Origin of the sequence: Rhodococcus pseudokoreensis, from assembly GCF_017068395.1 — a bacterium.
In the GTDB taxonomy this organism is placed as follows: Bacteria; Actinomycetota; Actinomycetes; order Mycobacteriales; family Mycobacteriaceae; genus Rhodococcus_F; species Rhodococcus_F pseudokoreensis.
Window position 1 is genome coordinate 4,660,363 of sequence record NZ_CP070619.1, and the last position, 23,721, is coordinate 4,684,083.

Genomic DNA, 23,721 nt, shown 5'->3' on the forward strand with positions numbered 1-23,721 from the left:
AGGGAGGGTCTGACAAGAAGTCGAACACAAAGGCGAATGCACCTTTCGTCGCCGTGAAGACGACGAAAGGTGCATTCGCCCGGGAGCTGAGCGACCTATGTGCTCAGTACTGCTGTGTGGATTACTCCGCGCCGATGATGAACGCCTCGAGCTCGGTGCGAGCCTTGTCGTCCGCCATCTGGACCGGCGGGGACTTCATCAGGTACGCGGACGCCGGGTAGACGGGTCCGCCGATGCCGCGGTCCTTGGCGATCTTGGCTGCGCGGACGGCGTCGATGATGATGCCTGCCGAGTTCGGGGAGTCCCAGACCTCGAGCTTGTACTCCAGGTTCAGCGGAACGTCACCGAACGCGCGGCCCTCGAGGCGGACGTACGCCCACTTGCGGTCGTCGAGCCAGCCGACGTGATCCGACGGGCCGATGTGCACGTTGCCCGGACCGAGGTCGCGGGTCAGGTTCGACGTCACGGCCTGCGTCTTGGAGATCTTCTTCGACTCCAGACGGTCACGCTCGAGCATGTTCTTGAAGTCCATGTTGCCGCCGACGTTCAGCTGCATGGTGCGGTCGAGCTGCACGCCGCGGTCCTCGAACAGCTTCGCCATCACGCGGTGGGTGATGGTGGCGCCGACCTGCGACTTGATGTCGTCACCGACGATCGGGACGCCGGCGTCCTTGAACTTCGCGGCCCACTCGGGGTCGGAGGCGATGAACACAGGCAGGGCGTTGACGAACGCGACATTCGCGTCGATGGCGCACTGGGCGTAGAACTTGTCGGCGTCCTCGGAACCTACGGGCAGGTACGAGACCAGCACGTCGACCTTCGCGTCCTTCAGAGCCTTGACGACGTCGACGGGCTCGGCCTCGGAGATCTCGATGGTCTCGGCGTAGTACTTGCCGATGCCGTCGAGGGTGGGGCCGCGCAGCACCGGGACGTCGGCCGGCGGGACGTCGGCGATCTTGATGGTGTTGTTCTCGCTGGCGAAGATGGCCTCGGACAGGTCGAATCCGACCTTCTTGGCGTCGACGTCGAACGCGGCGACGAACTGCACGTCGCGCACGTGGTACTTGCCGAACTTGACGTGCATGAGGCCGGGAACGGTCGCCGTCTCGTCGGCGTCCTTGTAGTACTGCACGCCCTGAACCAAGGACGAGGCACAGTTCCCCACGCCCACAATGGCTACGCGCACCGCGGTGCTGTTCTCACCCATGGTCGGGTTCTCCTTCTTTCTTAGGTGTTGCTGTCGATTGCTCGGCGGCGATCAGCTCGTTGAGCCAGCGCACTTCGCGCTCACTGGATTCGAGGCCGAGCTGGTGGAGCTGCTTGGTGTAGCGATCCAGCGTGCCGCTCGCTCTGCCGATCGCGTCTCGAAGCCCCTCCCGGCGCTCCTCGACCTGGCGTCGCCTGCCTTCGAGGATCCGCATCCGCGCCTCGGCGGGGGTGCGGCTGAAGAAGGCGAGATGAACGCCGAATCCATCGTCGGTGTAGTTCTGCGGACCCGTGTCGGCGACCAGTTCCTTGAACCGCTCCTTGCCGATCGGCGTGAGCTGGTAGACGCGGCGGGCGCGACGCTTGACGGTCCCCGGAGGACCTGCGTCCTCGGCGATCAATCCGTCGGCCTGCATGCGTCGGAGCGTCGGGTAGAGGGAACCGTAGGAGAAGGCGCGGAATGCACCCAGGAGTCCCGTCAACCGCTTGCGTAGCTCGTATCCGTGCATGGGTGACTCGTGGAGCAGCCCGAGAATTGCCAATTCGAGCATGTCCACCCCCTGAGTCGCCCGACCTAACCGTGTGATGCGATTCAAAACTATATCGCACCGATATATAGGACGATACGCCCGCTCGATACATGGGACAAGCCGTCACAGGTTGTTGACACTGGTCCGGGCGCGTGGAAGCGCCGACGATGCCTCAGGGTTGCGGGACAGCCGCCCGGACGCTCAGTCCTCGAACGGGTAGATGTCGAACGGCTCGCCGTCGAATCCGACGACCATGTGCCCGCTGTCGCCGTCGGCGTTCTTCACGTGGATGGAGATGGTCGGCGGTCCGTCGTCCGAGCCGGGTTCGTAGCCGAAGGACACGATCTCCACCGCACCGTCGGGGACACGCAGCGTTTCGGGTGCCCCGGCGAGCAGTCCGGCGATCGCGACCTGGTCGACGGTGCCGAGGTCGAAGGACCTCTCGTCGGCGGCGCGGCTGGTGGAACTGCCCCAGTCGTCGAACTCGCCGTCGTAGAGGTAGGAATCGGACTGCCTCGCGTTTCCGGAGGCCGGCCGGTCGACGACGGCGTGTTCCGGGTAGAGGCCGAGGTCGTCGGCGACGGTGTCGCCGTACTCGGCGCGGTACTCGTCGAGGAAGAAGTGCAGGCCGGCACCGGTGGTCAGGTTCGGCACCGATTTCGACGGGCCGAGGTCGCTGTTCGCGACAGCTCCGGCGATGCCGCCGACGGCGGCCGCGGCGACGACGAGGATCGCGGCGTACACCCAGCGCCGGGGCGATCGGCGGCGGCGCGGCGACACGACGGGACTGGCCGCGAGCCTACTGGGGATCTGGAGGTCCCCGATCAGGCGTTCGAGTTCGTCGAACGTCTTCGCCCGCATCGCCGTGGAGGTGCGGGAGGCGTGTTCCGAGGCGGACAGCTGGCCGTCGGCGAGGGCGGCGTCGAGCAGCCCGCACGCGTCGGCGCGGTCGGAGTCGCGGGCGCGGATACCGGCGAGGGTGGTCCTGGGCATTTGCGTCCTATCGACCGAAAGGGCGGACACTCAGAGGTTCACCGGACGGGGTGAGCTCCATGTATCCGCTCTCGCTGAACTCGTTGGTCACGTAGATCGACACGGTGGGGCCGGCGCTGTCGGTCTGGAACGAGATGTGACTGACTTTTCCGTCGGGAACGTTCAGGCTCACCGGGGCGCCCGCGACCGTTCGGCCGATCCTGTCGAGGTTCAGCGTCGACAGGTCGAACACGGGGGTGTCGACCTTCCGGGTGGTCGGGGTGCCGGACGGCGTGAACCCGCCGCGGTAGCCGTAGCTCACCATCCGGTTCGGTTCGAGTGGGAGCGCGCGTTCGAGGCTGGCGTGGCCGCCCTCGTAGAGGGTGAGGTCGTCGACGATCAGGTCGCCGAACTTGGCGCGGTAGCGGTCGAGGAACACCTTCATGCCCTCGGGGGACACGGGGTTCGGGGTCGCGACGACCAGTGGTTCGACGGCATCGAAATCGATCTGCTGCGCGACGGGCGTCACGGTGGCCTCCGCGTCGTCGCCGGCGGCGAGGGTGAAGGCGCCGACCGCCGCCACCACCGCGACCGCGGCGACGGCGAGCGGGAACCAGGGCCTGGCGGTGTCGCGCGGGGGCCGTGCGTCCGGCGGTGCGTCGGCGGGCCGCTGCAGGTCACCGACCAGAACGTCCAGGTCGGCGAGGGTGCGGGCCTCCGAGGCGAGGTCGGACATCGCACGGTGCTCGGACTTGTTGATCTGGCCGTCGCCGAACGCGGCATCGAGCAGTGCGGACGTATTGGCTCGATCGACGTCTCGCGCCCGCGTGTTCGCGGGGTATCGGCTGGCCACCCGAGGATCTTAGCTAGTTCGCGGGGTTGACCTGCCACACGTCGCCGCCGAGGGTCGCCCGCAGGTAGCCGCCGCCGGTCCGGGCCTTGTCGTAGACGTACATGTTGATGGCGGGTCCCTTGCCGCCGTCGGCGAGGAGGACGTGCCCGATGCTGCCGTCCGGGACGCCGACCAGCCGGGGTGCGTCGGCGATGAGCGCGACGAGTTTGGGGACGTCGACCTGGGCGAGGTCGACCTCGCCGGTTCCGGGGAGGCGCTGCGTGCGGGTGTCCGACGTCTTGAATCCGCCGCGGAAGTCGTACCGGTCGACCTTGTCGGGGGCGTCCGGCGCTGTTCGCGACAGGATCGCGTACTGGTCGTACAACCCCAGTTCGTGGACGGTGAGGTCGCCGAACTTCTGCCGGTACTGCTCGAAGAGGGCGTAGATCCCGTCCTGGGTGAGGGGCTGCGCCGCGCCGACGATGATCGGCTCGACCGCGGGCACCACGACCTCCGGCTGGGCCGGCGGCTTCTCGACCTGCGCCGGGACCGGTGTGACGACGGGGTCCGGGCCGTCCTGCTCGGTGAGCGTGAGACCGATCGCGCCGACCGCGATCACCGCCCCGCACGCGACCACGATCCGCAGCGCCAGGCGGGGTGATCCCGGAGTCCGGACGGGTGCCTGTTCCGTGACCGCCGAGGGCAGCTGCAGGTCGCTGATCAGCAGGTTCAGCTCGGCCAGGGTCTTCGCTGACATGGCCTGGGCGGACCGGTCGTGGTACTCGCCGGCGCCGAGCTGGCCGTCGGCGTACGCGGCGTCGAGTTGGCTGCATGCGTTGACCCGGTCGAGGTCACGTGCGCGAGTCTGCGAGGACGGTCCTGAGGCCACACCGGCATCGTAGTGCGGCAACCGTGTTTGACCAGCGTCACTCGACCGACCCCTTCTCTCCGAACGCGACGCACGTACTCTGGTCTCCGTGCGGATACAGCGGCAGGTGGTGGACTATGCGCTTCAGCGCCGGTCTCTCCTGGCCGAGGTCTACTCGGGCAGGACGGGTGTCAAGGAGGTCTGTGACGCCAGCCCCTACCTGCTTCGTGCCGCAAAGTTCCACGGCAAGGGCAGTGACGTGGTGTGCCCGATCTGCCGTAAGGAGCAGTTGACTCTCGTTTCCTGGGTCTTCGGCGACAAGTTGGGCCCGGTGTCGGGTTCGGCTCGTACGGCCGAGGAGTTGGTGCGTCTTGCGTCCACTCAGGAGGAGTTCTCGGTTCACGTGGTCGAGGTGTGCCGGACATGCAGCTGGAACCATTTGGTTCAGTCCTATGTTCTCGGTACCGTGCCCGCACCGAAACGGCCCAGGCGGTCGTCGCCACGGCCTCGGCCTCCGAGCCGTCGCACCGCGAGCGAGTAGACACGCCCGAACACGGACGCGGGCCGAAGAATGCCCACAGACGTAACGCAGGACTGAAGCCGGTCCACAACCACTGGAGATTTGTACGTGAGTTCCCCCCGCAGCAACGCCCCGGGTGATCGACCGAACGGACCGAGACGACCGAGTGGCCCCCCGCCACAGGGGCGCCCCGGAGGTCCACCACCCCGCGGCGGACAGCCTGCGGGTGGTCCCCCGCCGCGAAGGATGCCGCCTCCGCCCCCGCAGGGTGGTGGCCGTCCCCCCGGCCCGCCGCCGCGTCGTCCCGGTCCGCCGCCGCAGGGTGGTGGCCGGCCGCCCGGTCCCCCGCCGCGCCGTCCCGGTCCCCCGCCCGGACGTCCCGCGGGTGCGCCCCCGGTGGCGCGCAACCAGTCGGGCCCCGGTGGGCGCCCGCCGGGACCGCCGCCGTCGAACGGTCGCAAGACCGGTGGCGGCCGCGGTGGCGAACCGCCGAAGGGTGGAAAGAAGACGGCTGTGAAGAAGTCGCGGTGGAAGATCGTGCGCCGGACGGCGTACGCGTGTGTCGCGCTGGGTCTGATCATTCCGATCCTGCTGTTCATGGCGGCCTACGTCGTCCAGGACGTTCCGCGTCCCGGCGACCTCAAGACCAACCAGGTGGCCACGATCTACGCGTCCGACGGCACGTCGGTGCTGAGCAAGGTGGTGCCGCCGGAGGGCAACCGCACGGAGGTGACGCTCGACCAGATCCCGAAGCACACCCGTGACGCGGTGCTCGCGGCCGAGGACCGGGACTTCTACTCGAACCCCGGCTTCTCCATCGGTGGTTTCGCGCGTGCCGCCCGCGACAACGTCCTGGGCAAGGACAGCGCCGGTGGTGGCTCGACCATCACGCAGCAGTACGTGAAGAAGACGATGGTCGGTTCCGAGCGTTCGCTGACGCGAAAGATGAAGGAACTCGTCATCTCGTCGAAGATGGCCCGTGAGTGGTCCAAGGACGACATCCTCGCGGCGTACCTGAACACCATCTACTTCGGGCGTGGTGCGTACGGCATCGCGGCCGCGTCGAAGGCGTACTTCAACAAGCCCGTCGACCAGTTGACGGTCGAGGAGAGCGCGGTGCTGGCGTCGTCGATCCAGCTGCCGTCGCTGCTCGACCCGGAGACCAACCCGGAGGGTGCGCAGGCGCGCTGGAACTACGTGCTCGACGGCATGGTGTCGGCGGGAACGCTGCAGCAGTCGGCCCGGTCGGTGATGCAGTACCCGCCGTACGTGCCGATCGCTCAGGTCGACAACGGCAACCAGGATTCCGGACCGGAGGGCCTGATCAAGAACCAGGTTCTGCGGGAGCTGGGTGAGGCCGGGATCAGCGAGCAGCTGCTCAACACCGAGGGCCTCGAGATCACCACCACCATCGACCCGGTCGCCCAGGCGGCGGCCGTGGATTCGGCCCGCTCCAACATGGAGGGTGAGCCGGAGAACCTGCGCACCGGTGTCGTGTCGGTCGACCCGAAGACCGGCGCCGTGCGCGCGTACTACGGCGGCGAGGACGGCGGCGGCTACGACTTCGCGAACGCCGGCCTGCAGACCGGTTCGTCGTTCAAGGTGTTCGGTCTCGCCGCGGCCCTCGACCAGGGCATCCCGCTGTCGCAGATGTACGACAGCTCGGAGCTGACCGTCAACGGCATCACCATCAGCAACGTCGAGGGCGAGGGCTGCGGCACCTGCACCATCGCCGAGGCGCTGAAGCGGTCGCTGAACACCAGCTTCTACCGTCAGGAACTCGCACTCGACGGCGGACCGCAGGCGATCGCCGACATGGCCCACAAGGCGGGCATCCCGGAGGAGATCCCCGGTGTCGGACCGTCGCTGACCGAGCCCGACGGCAGTGGTCCCAACAACGGCATCGTCCTCGGCCAGTACCAGTCGCGGGTCCTCGACATGGCGTCGTCGTACGCCACGCTGGCCGCGTCGGGCACGTACCACGCCCCGCACTTCGTGCAGAAGGTCGTGAGCGCGGACGGCACGGTGCTGCTCGACCGCGGCGGCGACACCGGTGAGGACCGCATCGACAAGGACGTCGCCGACAACGTGACGTCGGCGATGGAGCCGATCGCCGGGTACTCGCGTGGCCACAACCTGGCAGGCGGTCGCCCGTCGGCCGCGAAGACCGGTACCGCGCAGCTCGGCGACACCGGGAAGAACAAGGACGCCTGGATGGTCGGGTACACCCCGTCGCTGTCCACGGCGGTGTGGGTCGGCACCACCGACGGTCAGGCGCTGGAGAACAGCGGCGGCGCCATGATCTACGGCTCCGGTCTGCCGTCCGACATCTGGAAGGACACGATGGACGGCGCCCTCGACGGCACCGACGTCGAGAAGTTCCCGAAGCCGGGTTCCATCGGCGGTCAGTCGGGTGTCCCGGCCTATTCGGCGCCCGCACCGACCAAGACGTCGGCGCCGCCGTCGAGCACGTTCCAGTTGCCGACGGAGCTCGTGCCGCCGGTGGTCGTGACGCCGTCGCCGGTGGAGATCCTGCCCGGCATCACCATCCCGATTCCGGGACTGGCACCGCGGCAGACCACTCCGGCCCCGGCCGTGCCGGCGGAACCGGAGACGACGACACCGCCGAACGCCGGCAACGGCCAGCAGCAGGTTCCGACCCGTTAACGGCGACCGGTAGCCTCGCGGAGTGGCCGACAACCGTGACGCGCACGCCGTCCGAGACGCGGGCGAGACGGAATTCGTCTCGCCCGCGCCGCTGGCGAAGGATCGGCGTTCCGCGGACTGGCGGGACCTTCCGGGGCGCACCGACCCGCTGACCGCCGATCTGTCCGGCGTGATCGGTGGTCCGGTCGGACGGCACGCGGTCGTCGGGCGCAGCCGGTTCTTCACGCCGATGCGCGCCATCCTGTTGCTGGCGATCGTGTTTCTCGCGCTCGGCTGGTTCGCGAAGGCGCCGTGCATCCAGCAGGCTCCCGTCGGCGAGAACGGCGCGCTGGGGCTCGACTGGAGCGGCAGCAGGCAGTACGTCGCGATGTGCTACTCGGACACGGTGCCCCTGTACGGGGCGGAGCGGTTGAACGAGGGCGCGTTCCCCTACAAGAAGTGGTGGGAAGAGACCGAGGGCAACGGCCAGATCCAGCGCCGCTACATGGAATACCCGGTGATCTCCGGGCTCTACCAGTACGGTGCGATGACGATCGCGAAGTCGTGGGATGCGGTGCACTGGTTGCCCGGCGCCCTGCAGGTCGCGATCTATTTCAACGTCGTCGCACTCGGTCTGGCACTGGCCTGGCTGGTCACCGTCTGGGCGAGTGCGCTGCTCGCCGGACGCCGGATCTGGGACGCCGCCCTGATCGCCGCGTCCCCCCTCGTGATCGTGCACGCGTTCACGAATTTCGATCCGCTCGCAACGGCTTTCGCCGCGGGCGGGCTGCTGGCGTGGTCCCGGAAACGGCCGGTGCTCGCCGGGATCCTGCTCGGTCTCGGCGGCGCCGCCAAGCTGTATCCGCTGCTCCTGCTCGGCCCCCTGCTGGTGCTGTGCCTGCGCACGGGCCGGGTGCGGGACTGGTCGGTGACGGCACTGACCGGGGTCGGCGCGTGGGTCGCGGTGAATCTGCCGATCGCCGTCCTGTTCCCGCGCGGCTGGGCCGAGTTCTTCCGGCTCAATTCCGAACGCGGCGCCGACCCCGACTCCGTCTACAACGTCATCTCCTCGTTCACGGGCTGGACCGGATTCGACGGCATCCTGGCGGCCGGTGAGGCGCCCACCGTGCTCAATGCGATGTCGTTCCTGCTGTTCGCGCTCGTGTGCGTCGGGATCGGGTACGTCGCGCTGACGGCGCCGAGGCGGCCGCGGCTCACCCAACTGTGCTTCCTGCTGGTCGCGGGTTTCCTCCTCACCAACAAGGTGTGGAGCCCGCAGTATTCGCTGTGGCTCGTGCCGCTGGCCGTGCTCGCGTTCCCGCACCGGCGGATCCTGCTGGCCTGGATGACGATCGACGCACTCGTGTGGGTGCCGCGCATGTTCTACTACCTCGGCGTGTCCAACAAGGGGCTCCCCGAGCAGTGGTTCACCGCCGCGGTGGTGGTCCGCGACATCGCGGTCGTGGTCATCTGCGCGCTGATCCTCCGCCAGATCTACCGGCCCGACGAGGACCTCGTGCGGTACGGCTTCATCGACGATCCGTCGGGCGGCGTGCTCGACCAGGCGCCCGACGCGCAGTCGCGGTGGCTGCCTGCCTGGCTACGCCCGCGGCCACCCGTAGAAGCGGCTCCCGCTCACGGTGTTTCGCCGGGCTAGGCCTTCGACAGCACCAGCGCCGCCCCGACCGCGAACACGGCGATCGAGACACCGAGGGCGATCGCGCGGATCGACCACTGGCGGGCGTCGGCGGCGGCGCGCACCGACAGGTCGTACTCGCCGCGCTCCCACAGTCGGTGGACGCTGAGCGCACGCAGAAGCGCGACGACGCCGAACGGCACGAACGCGATAATCGCAAGAATGGCGAGCGGCAGACTGCTGGCCGGCGGCGGTGCCAGCGGCCCGCGGTAGTCCGCCCCGGTGTCCTGCTGCTGCGACGTCATGCGTTGCCTCCCCGTGGTGGTGCCCACGACCGTGGGCGACGACGTGGAGTATAGACCGTCGAGATCCCCGACTGTGCAGTGCCTTTCGCGTGGGCTGCGGCTACGGTCCGGCTACCGGCCGGTCTCCACGGCGGGCGGATGCGCCCGGGCCGCGACCCATGCCGCCACCTGGGTGCGGGAGCTGACGGCCAGCTTGTCGAAGATGTGCTCGACGTGCCCGTCGACGGTGCGCCGCGAGATCACCAGCCCTTCGGCTATCTGCCGATTACTGAGACCCTGCGCGAGCAGTTCGGCGATCTCCTGTTCCCGTTTCGTCAGCGGTGACGCCTCGGCGACGGGCGCCGCCACGTCCTCGGTCCGGGTGCTGAGCGCGAGATCGACCGCCTGCTCGATGGTGAGCCGGACCGCGGGCGTTGCGAGTTGGGCGAACTCGCCGGGTCCCACCATGCGGGCGGCGTCCCGCTCGGACGACTGTGAGTCGTCGGTGATCTGGGGGCCGAACGCCGCGACGGACGTGCCGAGCCGGTGCCACACCCTCTTCGCGGCGCCGCACAGGGTCGCCGCCGCGTTCGCGTCGCCGCTCGACGTCGCCACCCACGACAGCACCTCGATCGACAGGGCCGTGCAGATCTTGTCCTTGAAGTCGCGCTGGATCCGCAGCGCCTGCTGGGCGGCGTCGACGGCGTCGTCGGTCCGGCCCAGGTGGAAGTACGCGACGCTCGAAACCCAGAGGGCGTAGGCTTTGTTCCACTTCTCGCCGTGCCGGTCGGCCACCGCGATCACGTCGCGGCACGTCTCCAGTGCGTCGTCGAGGCGGCCGTCGTAGGTCTGCGCCATGCCCAGTTCGAACGACGCCGTCAGCGCCGAGGCGGTGTCGCCGACGGCGCGGTGGACGGCGATCGCGTCCCGGAACAGCAGGATCGCGTCGGCGGGGCGGCCGGAGAACACCGCGTGGATCCCCGCCCAGTGATCGGCGTGCGCCCGCAGTCGCTCGTCGCCGAGTGCCGTCGCGATCGCCGTGCATTCGTCGAGGTGTTCCCGCGCGGCGTCGCGGTCGCCCTGGATCAGCGCGGTCCACGCCGTCACCCACAGCACGTCGCCCCGCTCCCGCGTCGGTTCGGTGAGCCGCTGCAGGATCCGCTCGAGCCGGATCCGGCCGTCGGACAGGTTGCCGCCGGCGATCCAGTGGTACCGCAGGGCGACGGCCAGTTCGGCGGCCGCGGCCCGCTGCGAGTCGTCGTGCAGGGCCCAGTCCAGGGCGGCGACGAGGTTGGGGTGGTCGATCCGCAGTCCCGCGAGTGTCTCGGATTGTCCTGGCCCGCACCAGTCGAGCGACGACCGGCGGGCGCGCTCCGAATAGTGCTCGAGATGCCGCCGGTACAGCTCGTCGCGTTCCCCGCCGCGGTCGAGAAGCTCGTGCCCGTATTCGCGGACCGTCATCAGCTGCGAATAGCGGAGCCTCTCGGTCGAACGGTCCACGGTGACAAGGCATTTTCCGACGAGCCGGTCGAGGACGTCGATGACCGGCGAGTCGGACAGCTCACCGAACCCGGTGATCGCTTCCGCGGCTTCGAGATCGAAGCTGCCGGGGAACACGGCGAGCCGGGACCACAGTCGCCGCTCGGTGTCGGAGCACAGTTCGTAACTCCAGTCGATGAGGGCGCGCAGCGTCTGCTGGCGGGGCATCGCGGCACGGTCGCCGCCGGTGAGGAGCGCGAACCGCTGGTCGAGGCGTTCGACGAGTTGCGACGCGGACAGCGACCGCAGCCTGGCGGCGGCGAGTTCGATGGCGAGCGGAATCCCGTCGAGCTGATTGCACAGCTGGGCGACGGCGGGGGCGTTCGCGTCGGTGAGGCGGAAGTCGGCGACGACGCCCTGCGCGCGCTCGACGAGCAGCGACACCGATTCGAACGGGGCGATGTCCGCGGCGCGGCAGTTCTCGACGTCACCCGGGGTGCTCAGCGGCGGAAGGATGTACGTGAATTCACCGGCGATCCCGAGCGGTTCGCGACTGGTGGTGAGCACCCGGACCTCCGGCGCGGCGGCGAGAACGGCGCCCACGAATTCACCGGCGGAGGACAGGAGATGCTCGCAGTTGTCGACGACGATCAGCAGGTGCCGCGACTGCAGGTGGTCGATCACCTTGTCCATCACCGCGCGGCTGGACTGATCGGTGACGCCGAGGGCGGCCGCGGCGGCGGAGGGCAGCGCGCCGGGGTCGCGGACGGGTGCGAGGTCGATCCACCGGACGGAGTCGCGGAAGGCGCGCGCTGAGCGGACCGCGAGTTCCTCGGCCAGCCGCGTCTTGCCCACGCCGCCCGCGCCGAGCAGCGACACCAGCCGGGACTGCTGGAGACGGGCACGGGCTTCCTCGATCTCGCGGCGCCGGCCGATGAAGCTGGTCATCGACCTGGTGAGTTCTCTCGAGCGAGTCAGTGGATGTCTCCCGTGTCCGGTCGGCCAGGTGTGGCACGAACCTACTCCCACCTGCTGTGACGGACAACACAGGTAATCAAGGGGGTGTTTCACCCCGTGTGGGGGTGATGTGACGCGGGTCATCGTTGTCGGCATACCCCGGCCGCTCGAACTCAGCCGGAAGCCACCGTTCGCGAGGAGCCCAACACATGTCAAACACCAATTCTTCCGCCGACGTCGATGTCGTCGTCGTGGGCGCCGGGTTCGCCGGCCTCTACGCGCTTCGCAAGTTGCGCGACACGATGAAGCTGTCGACTCGGGTGTTCGAGGCCGGCTCGGACGTGGGCGGTACCTGGTTCTGGAATCGGTACCCGGGAGCCCGCTGCGACATCGAGAGCGTCCACTACTCGTACTCGTTCGACGAGGATCTGCAGCAGGACTGGCAGTGGAGTGAGAAGTTCGCCGGGCAGCCGGAGATCCTCCGCTACCTCGAACACGTCGCCGACCGCTTCGACCTGCGGAAGGATATCACGTTCGGCACCCGGGTGATCGGCGTGCACTGGAGCGACGAGGATTCGGTGTGGACGGTCCGCACCGACGACGGCGCCGTCGTGCGCAGCCGGTACTTCATCTCGGGTGCGGGCAACCTGTCGGTGCCGAAGACGCCGGAGTTCGGCGGCATCGAGAACTTCCGTGGGGAGGTGCTGCTCACCGGCAACTGGCCGCGCGAGGGCGCCGACTTCACCGGAAAGCGGGTCGCCGTGATCGGGACCGGGGCCAGCGCGATCCAGGCGATCCCGTTCATCGCCGAGGACGCGGCCGAACTGGTCGTCTTCCAGCGCACCCCCAACTTCGCGACCCCCCTCGGCAACGGTCCGATCGACCCGGACGAGGTCGCGGACATCAAGGGCAACTACGCGGACGTGCGGAACGCGGCCCGCAACCACTTCCTCGGCGTCCCGTTCGATCAGGTGCAGCCGTCCGCGCTCGCCGTCGACGCCGACGAGCGGCGCCGCACGTTCGACGAACGCTGGAACGCCGGCGGGTTCCGGTTGTTCATCGACTCCTATCAGGACATCCTGTTCGACAAGGCGGCCAACGACACGATCGCCGACTACATCCGGGGGCGGATCCACGAGCGGGTCCAGGACCCGGCGAAGGCGGCGACACTCGCCCCGACCGGCTACGCGTACGGCACCAAGCGGCCACCGCTCGAGACCAACTACTACGAGGCGTTCAACCGCGACTCGGTGAGCGTCGTCGACGTGAAGACCACGCCGATCGACGAGATCACCCCGACCGGAGTCCGGGTCGGCGACCGCGTCTACGAGGTCGACACCATCGTGCTCGCAACCGGATTCGACGCCATGACCGGACCGCTGATGGCGATGGACATCCGCGGTCGGGGTGGCCTGCCGCTGGCCGAGAAGTGGGAGCACGGACCAAGGACGTACCTCGGCATCATGGTCAACGAGTTCCCGAACCTGTTCGTCATCACCGGGCCGCAGTCGCCGTCGGTGCTCTACAACATGCCCCTCGCCATCGAGGATCACGTCGACTTCGCCACCGATGCGATCGACTACCTGGACCGCCGCGGCCTCGACGTCATCGAGCCCACCGCGCAGGCCGAAACCGATTGGGGCGCAATGACCAACGACATCGCGAACCAGACCCTGCTGCCGGAGACGAACTCCTGGTACATGGGCGCAAACATCCCCGGCAAGCCCCGCGCCTGCATGGTCTACCTCGGCGGCGCCCCCACCTACCGGGCCACCTGCGAGGACGTCGTCGCAGGCGGCTACTCCGGCTTCGCGCTCACCCGGGCGGAGGCCCGCGTCGCCTCCCCCGCCGGGCGTGTCCGCCGGGCTTCCACAGTGTCCTGACCCCGAACCCCCACAGAGGAGACCGACATGGCACTCGATTCACACGCAGCCGAACTGATCGCCGGACTACAGGCGCAGGGGCTGAAGGCTTTCGAGCACAGCACCGTCGACGAGGTGCGGGCGGTGGTGGCGACGTTCACCGGACTGCAGGCGCCGCCCGAACCCGTCGCCCGCGTGGCGGACGCGCACTACGAGAGCGGCGGAACGCAGATCGCGCTGCGGGTCTACATCCCCGAGGGGCAGGCGCCGCACCCGGTGGTCCTGTACTTCCACGGCGGCGGTTTCGTGGCCGGCGACCTCGACGTCGTCGACGAACCCGCACGCGCGGTCGCGAACGGCGCGGGCGCGATCGTCGTCGCCGCGACGTACCGCCGGGCCCCCGAACACCGGTTCCCGGCCGCCGCCGAAGACGCATCGGCCGCACTGCAATGGGTGGCCGCCAACGTCGGGAACTACGGCGGGGACCCCGGCAACGTCGTCGTCATGGGTGACAGCGCCGGCGGCAACCTGGCCGCGGTCACCGCGCTGCGGGCCCGCGACGAGGACGGGCCTCGGCTGCGGGGGCAGGTGCTGATCTATCCGGTGATCGATCCGAACGCTGAGTTCCCCTCCCGGCGGGAGTTCGCTCAGGGATACGTGATCGGCGCCGGCGATCTCGACTGGTTCTGGAGCAACTACCTGCGCTCCCCCGACGACGCGACCCATCCGTATGCCGTCCCGAGCCGCGCCGCGAGCCTCGAAGGGCTTCCGCCCGCGCTCGTGCTCACCACCGAGAACGAGGTGGCCCGCGACGAGGCCGAGGCGTACGCCGGGGCGCTGCGGCAGGCGGGCGTCGACACGGAGGCGATCCGCTTCGACGGACTCCTCCACGGCGCGTTCTGGATGTCCGGTGCCATTCCGCGCAGCAGCGAAATACGCTCGGCCGTTGTCGAGTTCGTGAAGCGGGTGACGGCCACCGCGCCCGTCCTGTGACGTAACCCGGCCGCGTCAGCCCTCGACTCGCGCCTCGAGTCGGGGGCAGATGCGCGGCCATTCCTCGTCGACCATCGAGAACAGGGCGGTGTTGCGCCACGATCCGTCGCGGCGGCGCCGGTGCTTGCGCAGGATGCCCTCGAACTCGGCCCCCAGCTTGGCGATGGCGCCGCGGGAGTGGGCGTTGCGTTCGTCGGTGTGCCATTCGACGCGGACCGCGCCGAGGTCCTCGAATGCCCGGCGCAGGAGCAGCAGTTTCGAGTCCGGATTGATCAGCGTTCCTTGCGCGGAACGCGACAACCAGGTGTGCCCGATCGCGAGACTGCGGTTCTTCGGGTCGATCAGATACAGCGACGTCGAACCGACGATCCGCTCGGTGTGAACGTCGATCTGCGCGTACGCCAACCGGGTCGGATCCTCGTCGGCGCCGCGGACGAACGCCGCCGTGTCGTCCCGGTCGGCGATCGCGACGGACGTCCAGTGGAAGATGCGGGGGTCGTCGACCGCGTCCAGCAGTCCGTCGACGTGCTTCTCGCCCAGCGGTTCGAGGCGTACGTGCCGTCCGGTGAGAGTCGGATGCGCGAACCAGGATTCGCTCATCGCGCCGGCTCGGGAGATTTCAGCATCGGCCGCCTGCCGGACCCCGGACCGGTGCGCCCGCGGACGGGCGGATGCCGGAGAGTCGCGCGCAGGAACACGAAGAACAGCACCACCAGCAGTCCCGCACGGCCCCACACGCCGAACTTCACCAGTACCTCGAACGTCGACGCGTCCGTCTGGGCGGCCAGGGCGCCGAAGTACTTGAAGACGCCGATCCCCATCGACAGGTCGGCCACGAGGTACGCGGCGACGAGCCCCCACGGGACGCGCAGCAGCACGAAGAACGGGATCAGCCACAGCGTGTACTGCGGCGAATGCACCTTGTGCAGCAGCAGGAATCCGCACAACATGGCGGCGCTGACGGCGATCCACGGGTACACGCCGTCGCGGTGGAACCGCGACCAGCCGAGCCGCAGGGCGATCGCGAACGCGACGCACACGAGGAGCGGCGACAGCAGGCTGACCGTCTGGTCGTACGCGGGCAGCGGGACGTCGTCGGCGACCGGTCCGAACAGCGGGCGCAGCCCCCAGTACCAGATGGAGTTGGTGGTGAGGTCGGCGTGGCGGTTCTCCTGGAACGTGAACGACGCCCGCCATCCGCGGTAGGAAATGAGGGCGAACGGCAGGTTCACCGCCACCACGGTGGTGATCGCGGCGACCGCGACCAGCACCGCGCCGCGCACGTCGTAGCGTCGCTCCGCGGTGCCGCCCCGGGTGAGGACGTACGCGATCAGCGGCAGCACGAACGCACCCGGATACAGCTTCAGGCAGAACCCGACGGCGAGGAGCACCGCCGCGAGTACCGCACGCGTGCGGAGCGGGATGCGTTCGAGTGTCATGACGAAGATCGCGGCCACCGACGTCGCGACGACCGGCAGTTCCCAGTTGTGGAAGGCGTACAGCACCAGCGGCGGGGTCGCCGACCACAGCAGCGCCCACCAGCCCGCCAGGCGCCCCAGCATCCAGGCTGTGAGCAGGCCGAACGGGGCGAGGATCAGCGCCGAGTGCAGCAGGAAGTCGGCGTCGGTGTGCGAACCGATGCCGCCGAGCCACATCAGGACACCGCTCAGCACCGGGTACTCGACGGTGCCGCCGGTGAGGACGCCGTCGGCGTTGATGCCGCCGCTGACGTACGGGAAGACGTGCAGGTTGACGTCGCGGCCGAGCCACAGGAATTGGATGTCGGAATAGCAGACCTGCGTGTCCTTGATGCGGTCGAAGATCAGGCTCCGGCCGACGCCGTCGAACGGCGCCCCGGCGCACCGCGCCTTCTGCAGGTAGCCGGCGAGCATGGCGAGGCCCGCCAACCCGACGACGACCGCCGTGATCGGCGACCGCTGCCGAGCTCCGATATGCATGAATCCACACTAGGGCGCTCCGCGCCCCGTGCGCCTTTCCGGTAGCCGGAACTACCGAAAAGGCGCACAGTGCGGTCAGTCGCTCGTGCGTCGCAGGGCGTCGGGTTTGTGGACGGCGTCCTTCCCGCTCTTGTCGCTGACGACGCGGTACTGCGGGTCGTCCTCGGAGGCCCGCACCGTGCGGCCCGCCGCCTCGGTGTCCTCGGTGATCTTCTCCTCCACCTCGCCGGACGTCGTGGTGCCGTGTGTCTTCCACTCCACCTTGTCGCCGCGGTGGAACTTCTCGTCATCTGCCATCGTGTCGGCGTACCCATCCGTACCCCCGATCACACCGGCAGGGCTGATTTCGCTGGTCAGGGGCTCGTCGTGTACCCTGCAAAGGTTGCTGACGCAACGACCCTCCTGCCACGGACAGTCCGTGGCCGTTTTCACTAGTCCATAGGAGGTGATGAGGTCTTATGCGTCATTACGAATTGATGGTCATCCTTGACCCCAGCCTGGACGAGCGCACTGTTGCTCCTTCGCTGGATACGTTCCTCAATGTTGTTCGCCAGGACGGCGGCAAGATCGACAAGGTCGATGTCTGGGGTAAGCGTCGTCTCGCCTACGAGATCCTGAAGCACAGCGAAGGCATCTACGCGGTGATCGACATCAGCGCTACGCCCGCCACCGTCGCGGAGCTCGATCGTCAGCTCGGTCTGAACGAGTCGGTGCTGCGTACGAAGGTTCTGCGCCACAACAAGTGATTTCTGTCGGTCACCAGCCCTAGGCTCGTGCCCAACCGAACTCCACATTCTGCAGGAGGAACCATATGGCAGGCGACACCGTCATCACCGTCATCGGAAACTTGACGGCTGATCCGGAGCTTCGATTCACCCCCGCGGGTGCCGCGGTCGCGAACTTCACTGTTGCGTCCACGCCCCGCACCTTCGACCGTCAGACCAATGAATGGAAAGACGGCGAAGCACTGTTTCTGCGTTGCAACATCTGGCGCGAAGCAGCCGAGAACGTCGCGGAGAGCTTGACCCGTGGCTCGCGAGTGATCGTGAGCGGCCGGCTCAAGCAGCGCTCCTACGAAACTCGTGAAGGTGAAAAGCGCACTGTCGTCGAGCTCGAGGTCGACGAGATCGGCCCCTCGCTGAGGTACGCCACGGCCAAGGTCAACAAGGCCAACCGTGGTGGCGGCGGCGGTGGAGGCTTCGGTTCCTCCGGCGGATCGGGCGGCGGACGTCCGCAATCCAATACCGGCGGAGATGATCCGTGGGGCAGCGCGCCGCAGGCGTCCGGCTCCTTCGGAGGCTCTGGTGGTGGGAGCGACGAACCCCCGTTCTGATCCGTACCTGATCGGAACATCCAGAAAAGAGCAAACAAATGCCGAAGCCGCCCTTGCGCGACAAGGTAATGAAGAAGAAGATCTGCATCTTCTGCAAAGAGAAGAACACGCAGATCAACTACAAGGACACGACGCTGCTGCGTAAGTACGTCAGCGACCGCGGCAAGATCCGTGCGCGCCGTGTCACCGGCAACTGCGTCCAGCACCAGCGCGACGTTGCCATTGCCGTCAAGAACTCACGTGAGGTGGCGTTGCTGCCTTACGCCACCGTGGCTCGCTAAGGAAAGGGAGGAAAGACATGAAGCTCATCCTCACCGCTGACGTGGACAACCTCGGTGCGCCTGGCGACACCGTCGAGGTCAAGGACGGCTACGGCCGCAACTACCTGCTGCCCCGCGGCCTGGCCATCGTCGCCACCCGTGGCGCCGAGAAGCAGGTCGAAGGCATCCGTCGTGCGCAGGAAGCCCGCGCCGTGCGCGGTCTCGACCACGCCAAGGAGCTCAAGGCCGCCATCGAGGGCATCGAGAACATCTCGCTGACGGTCAAGACCGCCGGCGACTCGGGCAAGCTCTTCGGTTCGGTTACCGCCGCCGACGTCGCCGCTGCCATCAAGGCTGCCGGTGGACCCGTCGTCGACAAGCGCAGCCTGGAGCTGCCGAAGGCTCACATCAAGGCGACCGGCAAGCACGCCGTCGTCGTGAACCTGCACCCCGACGTGGTTGCGAAGTTCCACCTGAACGTCGTCGGCGCCTAGTCGACTCGTTCACACACAGGCCCCCCGGACGCCTCGGCGTGCGGGGGGCCTGCGCTTGTCGATTCCGGCTCTCAGTCGCCCGCTCGGGCCCGATTTCGCGGGTGTGAGGCGTGCAGAGGGGCGGCTTCCAGGTGTGTCTGGAAGTTAGCCGTCCGCGCCGAAGATCTGTGAGGTGAATCATATTGCCACGCAGGGGCGATCAACTCAACACGCCCGAGTCGTCAACGCGAAAGACACGCCGAACGGGTTTTCATCCACAGTTGTGAGAAACCAAAAAACGGCTCTGAACTGGGTATTTGGGATTGTGATATGTACTTATCCTCAGGTTATCCCCATGGGGTTAACACACGTACCCAGCGGTTTACACAATTTGTCCCCAGTTGTGTACACAGGCTGGTTTGAACACCGGGTAGCTAATCCCTAACGTCGTCCCGGCGTGTCTCGCAATCACGACGCCGGCTGCCACGAAGAGCCTGCGAAAGTTGTCGGTGGGGGCGAGTACAAAGAGTTCGTAGCACCAACACCGGGAAGCTTTTCCCGGGGCGGCGCAACAGTGATGGGGAAGGTCGGTCGAGTGGCTGTAGTAGACGATCGGGGCCATTCCGAATACCCGGGTCCGCCCGACGCGGAGCCCGGTGAAGAGTTCGGCCGGCAGCCCCCTCAGGACATGGCGGCGGAGCAGTCGGTGCTCGGCGGCATGCTCCTCAGCAAGGACGCCATCGCAGACGTGCTCGAGGTGCTCCGTCCCGGTGACTTCTACCGTCCCGCGCATCAGTCGGTGTACGACGTGATCCTGGACCTCTACAGCCGTGGTGAGCCGGCTGACCCGGTGACGGTGTCCGCGGAACTCGATCGTCGCGGCGAACTCCGCCGCATCGGCGGCGCGCCGTACCTGGTGACGCTCACCCAGACGGTGCCCACCGCCGCCAACGCCGGCTACTACGCCGAAATCGTGGCGGAGAAAGCCATTCTGCGTCGCCTCGTCGACGCAGGCACCCGCATCGTCCAATACGGCTACACCGGAGCCGACGGCCAGGACGTCGCCGAGGTCGTCGACCGCGCGCAGGCCGAGATCTTCGAGGTCACCGAACGCCGCACCACCGAGGACTTCGTGCCCCTCGAAGAACTCCTGCAGCCCACGATGGACGAGATCGACTCCATCGCCAGCCGCGGCGGCATCTCCCTCGGCGTACCCACCGGCTTCGTCGAACTCGACGAAATCACCAACGGCCTCCACCCCGGCCAGATGATCATCGTCGCGGCGCGACCCGGTGTGGGCAAGGCGCTCGCCCTCGACACTCCCCTGGCCACCCCGACCGGCTGGACCACCATGGGCGACGTCCAGGTCGGCGACCACCTCATCGACGCCGACGGCAAACCCACCCGCGTCGTCGCCGCCACCGACGTCATGGTCGGCCGGCCCTGCTACGAGGTGGAATTCTCCGACGGCACCGTCCTCGTCGCCGACGAGCAGCATCAGTGGTTGACTGCCGTCGACGGCCGGGGCGCCGTGCGCACCACGGCTCAGATCGCCGGATCGACCGACCTCGGGCACGAGGTCGCGCACACCCGCGCACTGCAGCTGCCGACGTCGACCGTGCACGTCGACCCCTACGCTCTGGGGGCCTCGCTCACCGCCGGGGGCAAGCGAATCCCGGCGGAGCTGCTGCGTGGCTCGGAATCGGAGCGTCGCGAGTTGCTGGCCGGCCTGCTCGACGCGGCAGGGTCGGTCGCCGACGACGGCTCGGTGTGGTTCCAGGCCGGGAATCACCCGTTGTCGCAGGATCTCGCCGAACTCGTCGTCAGTCTCGGATACGACTGCCGTAGTGCCGACGGTGGTGTCACGTTCTGCGCCGACGACGAGGTGTTCCAGCTTCATCGGAAGGCCATCCAGCACAAAGAGCTTCGGGGCGAGGTGAGTGGCTCGCGCCGCATCGTCGCGGTACGTCCGATCGACAGTGTCCCGGTGCGGTGCGTCGAGGTCGACAACGCCGACCATCTATACCTGGCGGGTCGTTCGATGGTGCCCACCCACAACTCCACGCTCGGCATGGACTTCCTGCGTTCGTGCTCCGTGAAGCACGGCATGGCCAGCGTCATGTTCTCCCTCGAGATGAGCAAGACCGAGATCGTCATGCGTCTGCTGTCGGCAGAGGCGAAGATCAAGCTCGGCGACATGCGCTCCGGCAAGATGACCGACGACGACTGGACGAAACTCGCTCGCCGTATGAGTGAGATCAGTGAGGCGCCGCTGTTCATCGACGACTCCCCCAACCTGACCATGATGGAGATCCGCGCCAAAGCGCGGCGGCTCAAGCAGAAGCACGACATCAAACTGATCGTGATCGACTACCTCCAGCTGATGAGCTCCGGTAAGAAGGTCGAATCACGTCAGCAGGAAGTCTCCGAATTCTCACGTAGCCTCAAGCTCTTGGCGAAGGAACTCGAAGTTCCCGTGGTTGCGATCTGCCAGCTGAACCGTGGTCCCGAACAGCGGCAAGATAAGCGCCCGCAAGTCGCTGACCTGCGCGAAAGCGGCAGTCTCGAGCAGGATGCCGACATGGTGATCCTGCTTTACCGCCCCGATGCGACCGAACGCGACGACCCCCGCGGCGGCGAGGCCGACCTCATTCTCGGCAAGCATCGTAACGGTCCGACCGCGACGATCACCGTGGCGCACCAGCTCCACCTGTCCAAGTTCGTGGACATGGCGAGAGGTTAGGCAACCAGCAGCCCACCACCTGCGAGATGGCCGGCTTCTCGTCCCAACGGACGTTTCGGTGACCGGCTTGTCGGCCCGAAGAGGCGCTTCCATATGATGAGTGCGTCGGACGCGCCGGTGTCCGCGAGTCGCGAAACGGGTCCGGTGATCCAGGTCACCGCTGGTCGAACGGTTACGCCCGCCGGCATCCGACCAAGGACACACCACATAAGCCGGGAAGGCAGACAAGCGCAGTGAGCACAGTGGAACTGGCCCAGTGGAACTCCGAGGAAGCTCTCGCGGAGGCGATGATCCCGATCATCGGCGGCCTGCACCGCCGACACTCGGTGACCATTCTGCTTCACAGCCGCTCCCTGGTGAACAAGTCGGTCATCAGTATCCTGCGAACCCACCGTTTCGCCCGGCAGATCAGCGGCGACGAGCTGTCGGTCGAGGAGACGTTCCCCTTCCTCGAAGCGCTCACTCACCTCGACCTTCGGCCCTCGAAGATCGACCTCGGACTGCTGGTGATGGCCTACCGCGCCAATGGTGACGGAGCATCGGTCCCAGAGTTCGTTGCACGGAGCCTCGCCGACCTGGTCGGCGGCGCTCAGACGAGCCCCGCGCAGCCGCAGGACGTGGTCCTGTACGGATTCGGGCGTATCGGTCGCCTCGTCGCTCGACTGCTCATCGAGAAGGCCGGCTCGGGTAATGGGCTGAACCTGCGTGCCGTGGTGGTCCGCAAGGGTGGCAGCGACGATCTGACCAAGCGCGCATCGTTGCTGCGCCGTGACTCCGTCCACGGGCAGTTCAACGGCACGATCAAGGTCGACACCGACAACAACACGCTGATCGCCAACGGCAACGTCATCAAGTTTATTTACAGCAACGACCCGGAGAGCCTCGACTACACCGAGTACGGCATCGACAACGCCATCCTGATCGACAACACCGGAATCTGGCGCGACCGCGACGGACTGTCGAAGCACCTCCGCCCCGGCGTCGCGAAGGTGGTGCTCACCGCGCCCGGCAAGGGCGACGTCCCGAACATCGTGCACGGCGTCAATCACCGCGACCTCGACCCGAACGAGCAGATCGTGTCGTGCGCGTCCTGCACTACCAATGCAATCGTCCCGCCGCTGAAGACCATGGACGACGAATTCGGTGTGTCGCGAGGCCACGTCGAGACCGTGCACTCGTTCACCAACGACCAGAACCTACTGGACAACTACCACAAGGCCGACCGTCGTGGTCGTTCGGCGCCGTTCAACCTCGTGCTCACCGAGACCGGTGCCGCGTCGGCGGTCGCCAAGGCGCTCCCCGAGCTGAAGGCCAAGATCACCGGCAACTCGATCCGCGTTCCCACTCCGGACGTGTCCGTCGCCATCCTCCACCTTCAGCTGAATCGTGAGACCACCAGGGAGGAGGTGCTCGAGCACCTCAGCCAGGAGTCGCTCACCGGAGCGCTGAGCCGGAACCTCGACTACACCGCTGCAACCGATGCCGTGTCCAGTGACTTCATCGGTTCGCGCGCCGCGTGCATCGTCGACGCGAACGCGACGATCGTCGACGGCGACACCGCCATCCTCTATGTCTGGTATGACAACGAGTTCGGATACTCGTGCCAGGTGGTGCGCACTGTCCAGTACCTGTCCGGTGTGGAGTACCCCATCTACCCCGCGGTCGACGCCGCTGATGCGATGCCCGTGGGCTGACCGGCGACACCGTAGGTTCGCGACGCCCGGGAGAGCAGTGGCTGCTCTCCCGGGCGTCTTCGTGTATGCGGTGGACGTCGCCGCTGAAAGCTCATAGCGGAAGCCGTAGTTCGAGCGGCGGCGCCATCCCTCTTGGGGTGGCGCCGCCGTTGTGATTGTGGCTGCGTATCCCGGCCCTGTTGTCGTCGGACGCATCGCTATTACCCTCCTAGGCTTCGAAACCCGTCATCGGTGGCCCGTAGCGCCGGCACTCGAACCCGCTCCCTCGCGTATCTACGCTCAGTGGAGCGTGAGCGCTTCGGTGGGTGGCCGACCTCGCGGGGTGACTTGGAGGGTGTCGTCGGTTCTGCACTCGGAAATTCCTACCTTGGCGGCGATGCAGATCTTCTCATCATCATTCGGGTCGATGATTCACGAAATATGTTGTAGCCGTCAGAAATTAATCGCACAACGATGTCGACCATGAACGTCCATC

General features: G+C 67.5%; 21 protein-coding genes. 11 read left to right on the forward strand and 10 right to left on the reverse strand.

What is annotated here, in order from left to right; all coding sequences use genetic code 11:
* Positions 1 to 121: 121 nt before the first annotated feature.
* The 5 genes from JWS13_RS26435 to JWS13_RS26455 form a co-directional block, all read right to left on the reverse strand.
* Positions 122 to 1,207, reverse strand: a complete 1,086-nt coding sequence (locus JWS13_RS26435) for an inositol-3-phosphate synthase (protein WP_206008300.1) — start codon at positions 1,205 to 1,207, stop codon at positions 122 to 124.
* A complete protein-coding gene (locus tag JWS13_RS26440) occupies positions 1,200 to 1,757 on the reverse strand; it encodes a PadR family transcriptional regulator (protein ID WP_012690437.1) in 558 nt (185 codons plus the stop codon). Before JWS13_RS26440 ends, JWS13_RS26435 begins: the two co-directional genes overlap by 8 nt.
* Positions 1,758 to 1,937: 180 nt before the next feature.
* A complete protein-coding gene (locus JWS13_RS26445) occupies positions 1,938 to 2,729 on the reverse strand; it encodes a DUF1707 SHOCT-like domain-containing protein (protein ID WP_206008301.1) in 792 nt (263 codons plus the stop codon).
* Positions 2,730 to 2,736: 7 nt separating this feature from the next.
* Entirely contained in the window at positions 2,737 to 3,561 is an 825-nt protein-coding gene (locus tag JWS13_RS26450; RefSeq protein WP_206008302.1) for a DUF1707 SHOCT-like domain-containing protein, read from the reverse strand.
* A 13-nt stretch (positions 3,562 to 3,574) separates the two neighbouring features.
* Positions 3,575 to 4,429: a DUF1707 SHOCT-like domain-containing protein gene (locus tag JWS13_RS26455; RefSeq protein ID WP_206008303.1), complete on the reverse strand. Its 855-nt coding sequence runs from the start codon at positions 4,427 to 4,429 to the stop codon at positions 3,575 to 3,577.
* Between the two features lie 88 nt (positions 4,430 to 4,517).
* Here JWS13_RS26455 and JWS13_RS26460 point away from each other — a divergent pair, with 88 nt between their 5' ends.
* The 3 genes from JWS13_RS26460 to JWS13_RS26470 all read left to right on the forward strand — a co-directional run bounded on the left by JWS13_RS26460 (position 4,518) and on the right by JWS13_RS26470 (position 9,231).
* The gene (locus tag JWS13_RS26460) at positions 4,518 to 4,949 is read left to right on the forward strand and encodes a DUF5318 domain-containing protein (RefSeq protein WP_072947293.1); all 432 of its coding nucleotides are present in this window, start codon (positions 4,518 to 4,520) and stop codon (positions 4,947 to 4,949) included.
* Between the two features lie 375 nt (positions 4,950 to 5,324).
* The gene (locus tag JWS13_RS26465; RefSeq protein WP_338050677.1) at positions 5,325 to 7,595 is read left to right on the forward strand and encodes a transglycosylase domain-containing protein; all 2,271 of its coding nucleotides are present in this window, start codon (positions 5,325 to 5,327) and stop codon (positions 7,593 to 7,595) included.
* A 22-nt stretch (positions 7,596 to 7,617) separates the two neighbouring features.
* The gene (locus JWS13_RS26470; protein WP_206008304.1) at positions 7,618 to 9,231 is read left to right on the forward strand and encodes a glycosyltransferase family 87 protein; all 1,614 of its coding nucleotides are present in this window, start codon (positions 7,618 to 7,620) and stop codon (positions 9,229 to 9,231) included.
* Here JWS13_RS26470 and JWS13_RS26475 read toward each other — a convergent pair.
* Together JWS13_RS26475 and JWS13_RS26480 are read right to left on the reverse strand one after the other, a co-directional pair.
* The gene (locus JWS13_RS26475; RefSeq protein ID WP_206008305.1) at positions 9,228 to 9,515 is read right to left on the reverse strand and encodes a CD225/dispanin family protein; all 288 of its coding nucleotides are present in this window, start codon (positions 9,513 to 9,515) and stop codon (positions 9,228 to 9,230) included. The two genes, JWS13_RS26470 and JWS13_RS26475, sit on opposite strands and share 4 nt — an antisense overlap.
* 111 nt (positions 9,516 to 9,626) lie before the next feature.
* On the reverse strand, positions 9,627 to 11,921 hold the full coding sequence (locus JWS13_RS26480) for an ATP-binding protein (RefSeq protein WP_206008306.1): 2,295 nt from the start codon (positions 11,919 to 11,921) through the stop codon (positions 9,627 to 9,629).
* Positions 11,922 to 12,139: 218 nt separating this feature from the next.
* Between JWS13_RS26480 and JWS13_RS26485 the strand changes: the two genes are divergently transcribed.
* Positions 12,140 to 13,813: a flavin-containing monooxygenase gene (locus JWS13_RS26485; protein ID WP_206008307.1), complete on the forward strand. Its 1,674-nt coding sequence runs from the start codon at positions 12,140 to 12,142 to the stop codon at positions 13,811 to 13,813.
* Between the two features lie 27 nt (positions 13,814 to 13,840).
* Positions 13,841 to 14,785: an alpha/beta hydrolase gene (locus JWS13_RS26490; protein ID WP_206008308.1), complete on the forward strand. Its 945-nt coding sequence runs from the start codon at positions 13,841 to 13,843 to the stop codon at positions 14,783 to 14,785.
* Positions 14,786 to 14,800: 15 nt separating this feature from the next.
* On the opposite strand, the gene JWS13_RS26495 is transcribed toward JWS13_RS26490, so the two are convergent.
* The 3 genes from JWS13_RS26495 to JWS13_RS26505 all read right to left on the reverse strand — a co-directional run bounded on the left by JWS13_RS26495 (position 14,801) and on the right by JWS13_RS26505 (position 17,040).
* Positions 14,801 to 15,385, reverse strand: coding sequence for a GNAT family N-acetyltransferase (locus JWS13_RS26495; RefSeq protein ID WP_206008309.1), 585 nt, complete (start codon positions 15,383 to 15,385; stop codon positions 14,801 to 14,803).
* Positions 15,382 to 16,743 (reverse strand): glycosyltransferase family 87 protein, encoded by a 1,362-nt coding sequence (locus JWS13_RS26500; protein ID WP_206008310.1) that lies wholly within the window; start codon positions 16,741 to 16,743, stop codon positions 15,382 to 15,384. The genes JWS13_RS26495 and JWS13_RS26500 overlap by 4 nt, the downstream gene beginning before the upstream one ends.
* A gap of 75 nt (positions 16,744 to 16,818) precedes the next feature.
* Positions 16,819 to 17,040, reverse strand: a complete 222-nt coding sequence (locus JWS13_RS26505) for a hypervirulence associated TUDOR domain-containing protein (RefSeq protein ID WP_206008311.1) — start codon at positions 17,038 to 17,040, stop codon at positions 16,819 to 16,821.
* Between the two features lie 161 nt (positions 17,041 to 17,201).
* Between JWS13_RS26505 and rpsF the strand changes: the two genes are divergently transcribed.
* The 6 genes from rpsF (at position 17,202) to JWS13_RS26535 (ending at position 23,246) form a co-directional block, all read left to right on the forward strand.
* The gene (gene rpsF / locus JWS13_RS26510; protein ID WP_005249677.1) at positions 17,202 to 17,489 is read left to right on the forward strand and encodes a 30S ribosomal protein S6; all 288 of its coding nucleotides are present in this window, start codon (positions 17,202 to 17,204) and stop codon (positions 17,487 to 17,489) included.
* Between the two features lie 65 nt (positions 17,490 to 17,554).
* Positions 17,555 to 18,076 (forward strand): single-stranded DNA-binding protein, encoded by a 522-nt coding sequence (locus JWS13_RS26515; protein ID WP_012690423.1) that lies wholly within the window; start codon positions 17,555 to 17,557, stop codon positions 18,074 to 18,076.
* Between the two features lie 38 nt (positions 18,077 to 18,114).
* Positions 18,115 to 18,357 carry a 30S ribosomal protein S18 gene (gene rpsR / locus JWS13_RS26520; protein ID WP_005249686.1) on the forward strand — a complete coding sequence of 81 codons (243 nt, stop codon included), beginning with the start codon at positions 18,115 to 18,117 and terminating at the stop codon, positions 18,355 to 18,357.
* A gap of 17 nt (positions 18,358 to 18,374) precedes the next feature.
* Positions 18,375 to 18,830 (forward strand): 50S ribosomal protein L9, encoded by a 456-nt coding sequence (gene rplI, locus JWS13_RS26525; RefSeq protein ID WP_072947285.1) that lies wholly within the window; start codon positions 18,375 to 18,377, stop codon positions 18,828 to 18,830.
* Between the two features lie 574 nt (positions 18,831 to 19,404).
* Positions 19,405 to 21,552 carry a replicative DNA helicase gene (dnaB, locus tag JWS13_RS26530; RefSeq protein ID WP_206008312.1) on the forward strand — a complete coding sequence of 716 codons (2,148 nt, stop codon included), beginning with the start codon at positions 19,405 to 19,407 and terminating at the stop codon, positions 21,550 to 21,552.
* Positions 21,553 to 21,785: 233 nt separating this feature from the next.
* Positions 21,786 to 23,246 (forward strand): glyceraldehyde-3-phosphate dehydrogenase, encoded by a 1,461-nt coding sequence (locus JWS13_RS26535; protein ID WP_206008313.1) that lies wholly within the window; start codon positions 21,786 to 21,788, stop codon positions 23,244 to 23,246.
* The last annotated feature ends 475 nt before the right edge of the window (positions 23,247 to 23,721 follow it).

Bases quoted from the DNA above. Each gene is read 5' to 3' on its own strand.
- rplI (WP_072947285.1), top strand. From the start codon at position 18,375: ATGAAGCTCATCCTCACCGCTGACGTGGACAACCTCGGTGCGCCTGGC.
- JWS13_RS26495 (WP_206008309.1), bottom strand. From the start codon at position 15,385: ATGAGCGAATCCTGGTTCGCGCATCCGACTCTCACCGGACGGCACGTA.
- rpsR (WP_005249686.1), top strand. From the start codon at position 18,115: ATGCCGAAGCCGCCCTTGCGCGACAAGGTAATGAAGAAGAAGATCTGC.
- JWS13_RS26485 (WP_206008307.1), top strand. From the start codon at position 12,140: ATGTCAAACACCAATTCTTCCGCCGACGTCGATGTCGTCGTCGTGGGC.
- rpsF (WP_005249677.1), top strand. From the start codon at position 17,202: ATGCGTCATTACGAATTGATGGTCATCCTTGACCCCAGCCTGGACGAG.
- JWS13_RS26475 (WP_206008305.1), bottom strand. From the start codon at position 9,515: ATGACGTCGCAGCAGCAGGACACCGGGGCGGACTACCGCGGGCCGCTG.
- JWS13_RS26445 (WP_206008301.1), bottom strand. From the start codon at position 2,729: ATGCCCAGGACCACCCTCGCCGGTATCCGCGCCCGCGACTCCGACCGC.
- JWS13_RS26480 (WP_206008306.1), bottom strand. From the start codon at position 11,921: ATGACCAGCTTCATCGGCCGGCGCCGCGAGATCGAGGAAGCCCGTGCC.
- JWS13_RS26500 (WP_206008310.1), bottom strand. From the start codon at position 16,743: ATGCATATCGGAGCTCGGCAGCGGTCGCCGATCACGGCGGTCGTCGTC.
- JWS13_RS26490 (WP_206008308.1), top strand. From the start codon at position 13,841: ATGGCACTCGATTCACACGCAGCCGAACTGATCGCCGGACTACAGGCG.
- JWS13_RS26440 (WP_012690437.1), bottom strand. From the start codon at position 1,757: ATGCTCGAATTGGCAATTCTCGGGCTGCTCCACGAGTCACCCATGCAC.
- JWS13_RS26505 (WP_206008311.1), bottom strand. From the start codon at position 17,040: ATGGCAGATGACGAGAAGTTCCACCGCGGCGACAAGGTGGAGTGGAAG.
- JWS13_RS26435 (WP_206008300.1), bottom strand. From the start codon at position 1,207: ATGGGTGAGAACAGCACCGCGGTGCGCGTAGCCATTGTGGGCGTGGGG.
- JWS13_RS26515 (WP_012690423.1), top strand. From the start codon at position 17,555: ATGGCAGGCGACACCGTCATCACCGTCATCGGAAACTTGACGGCTGAT.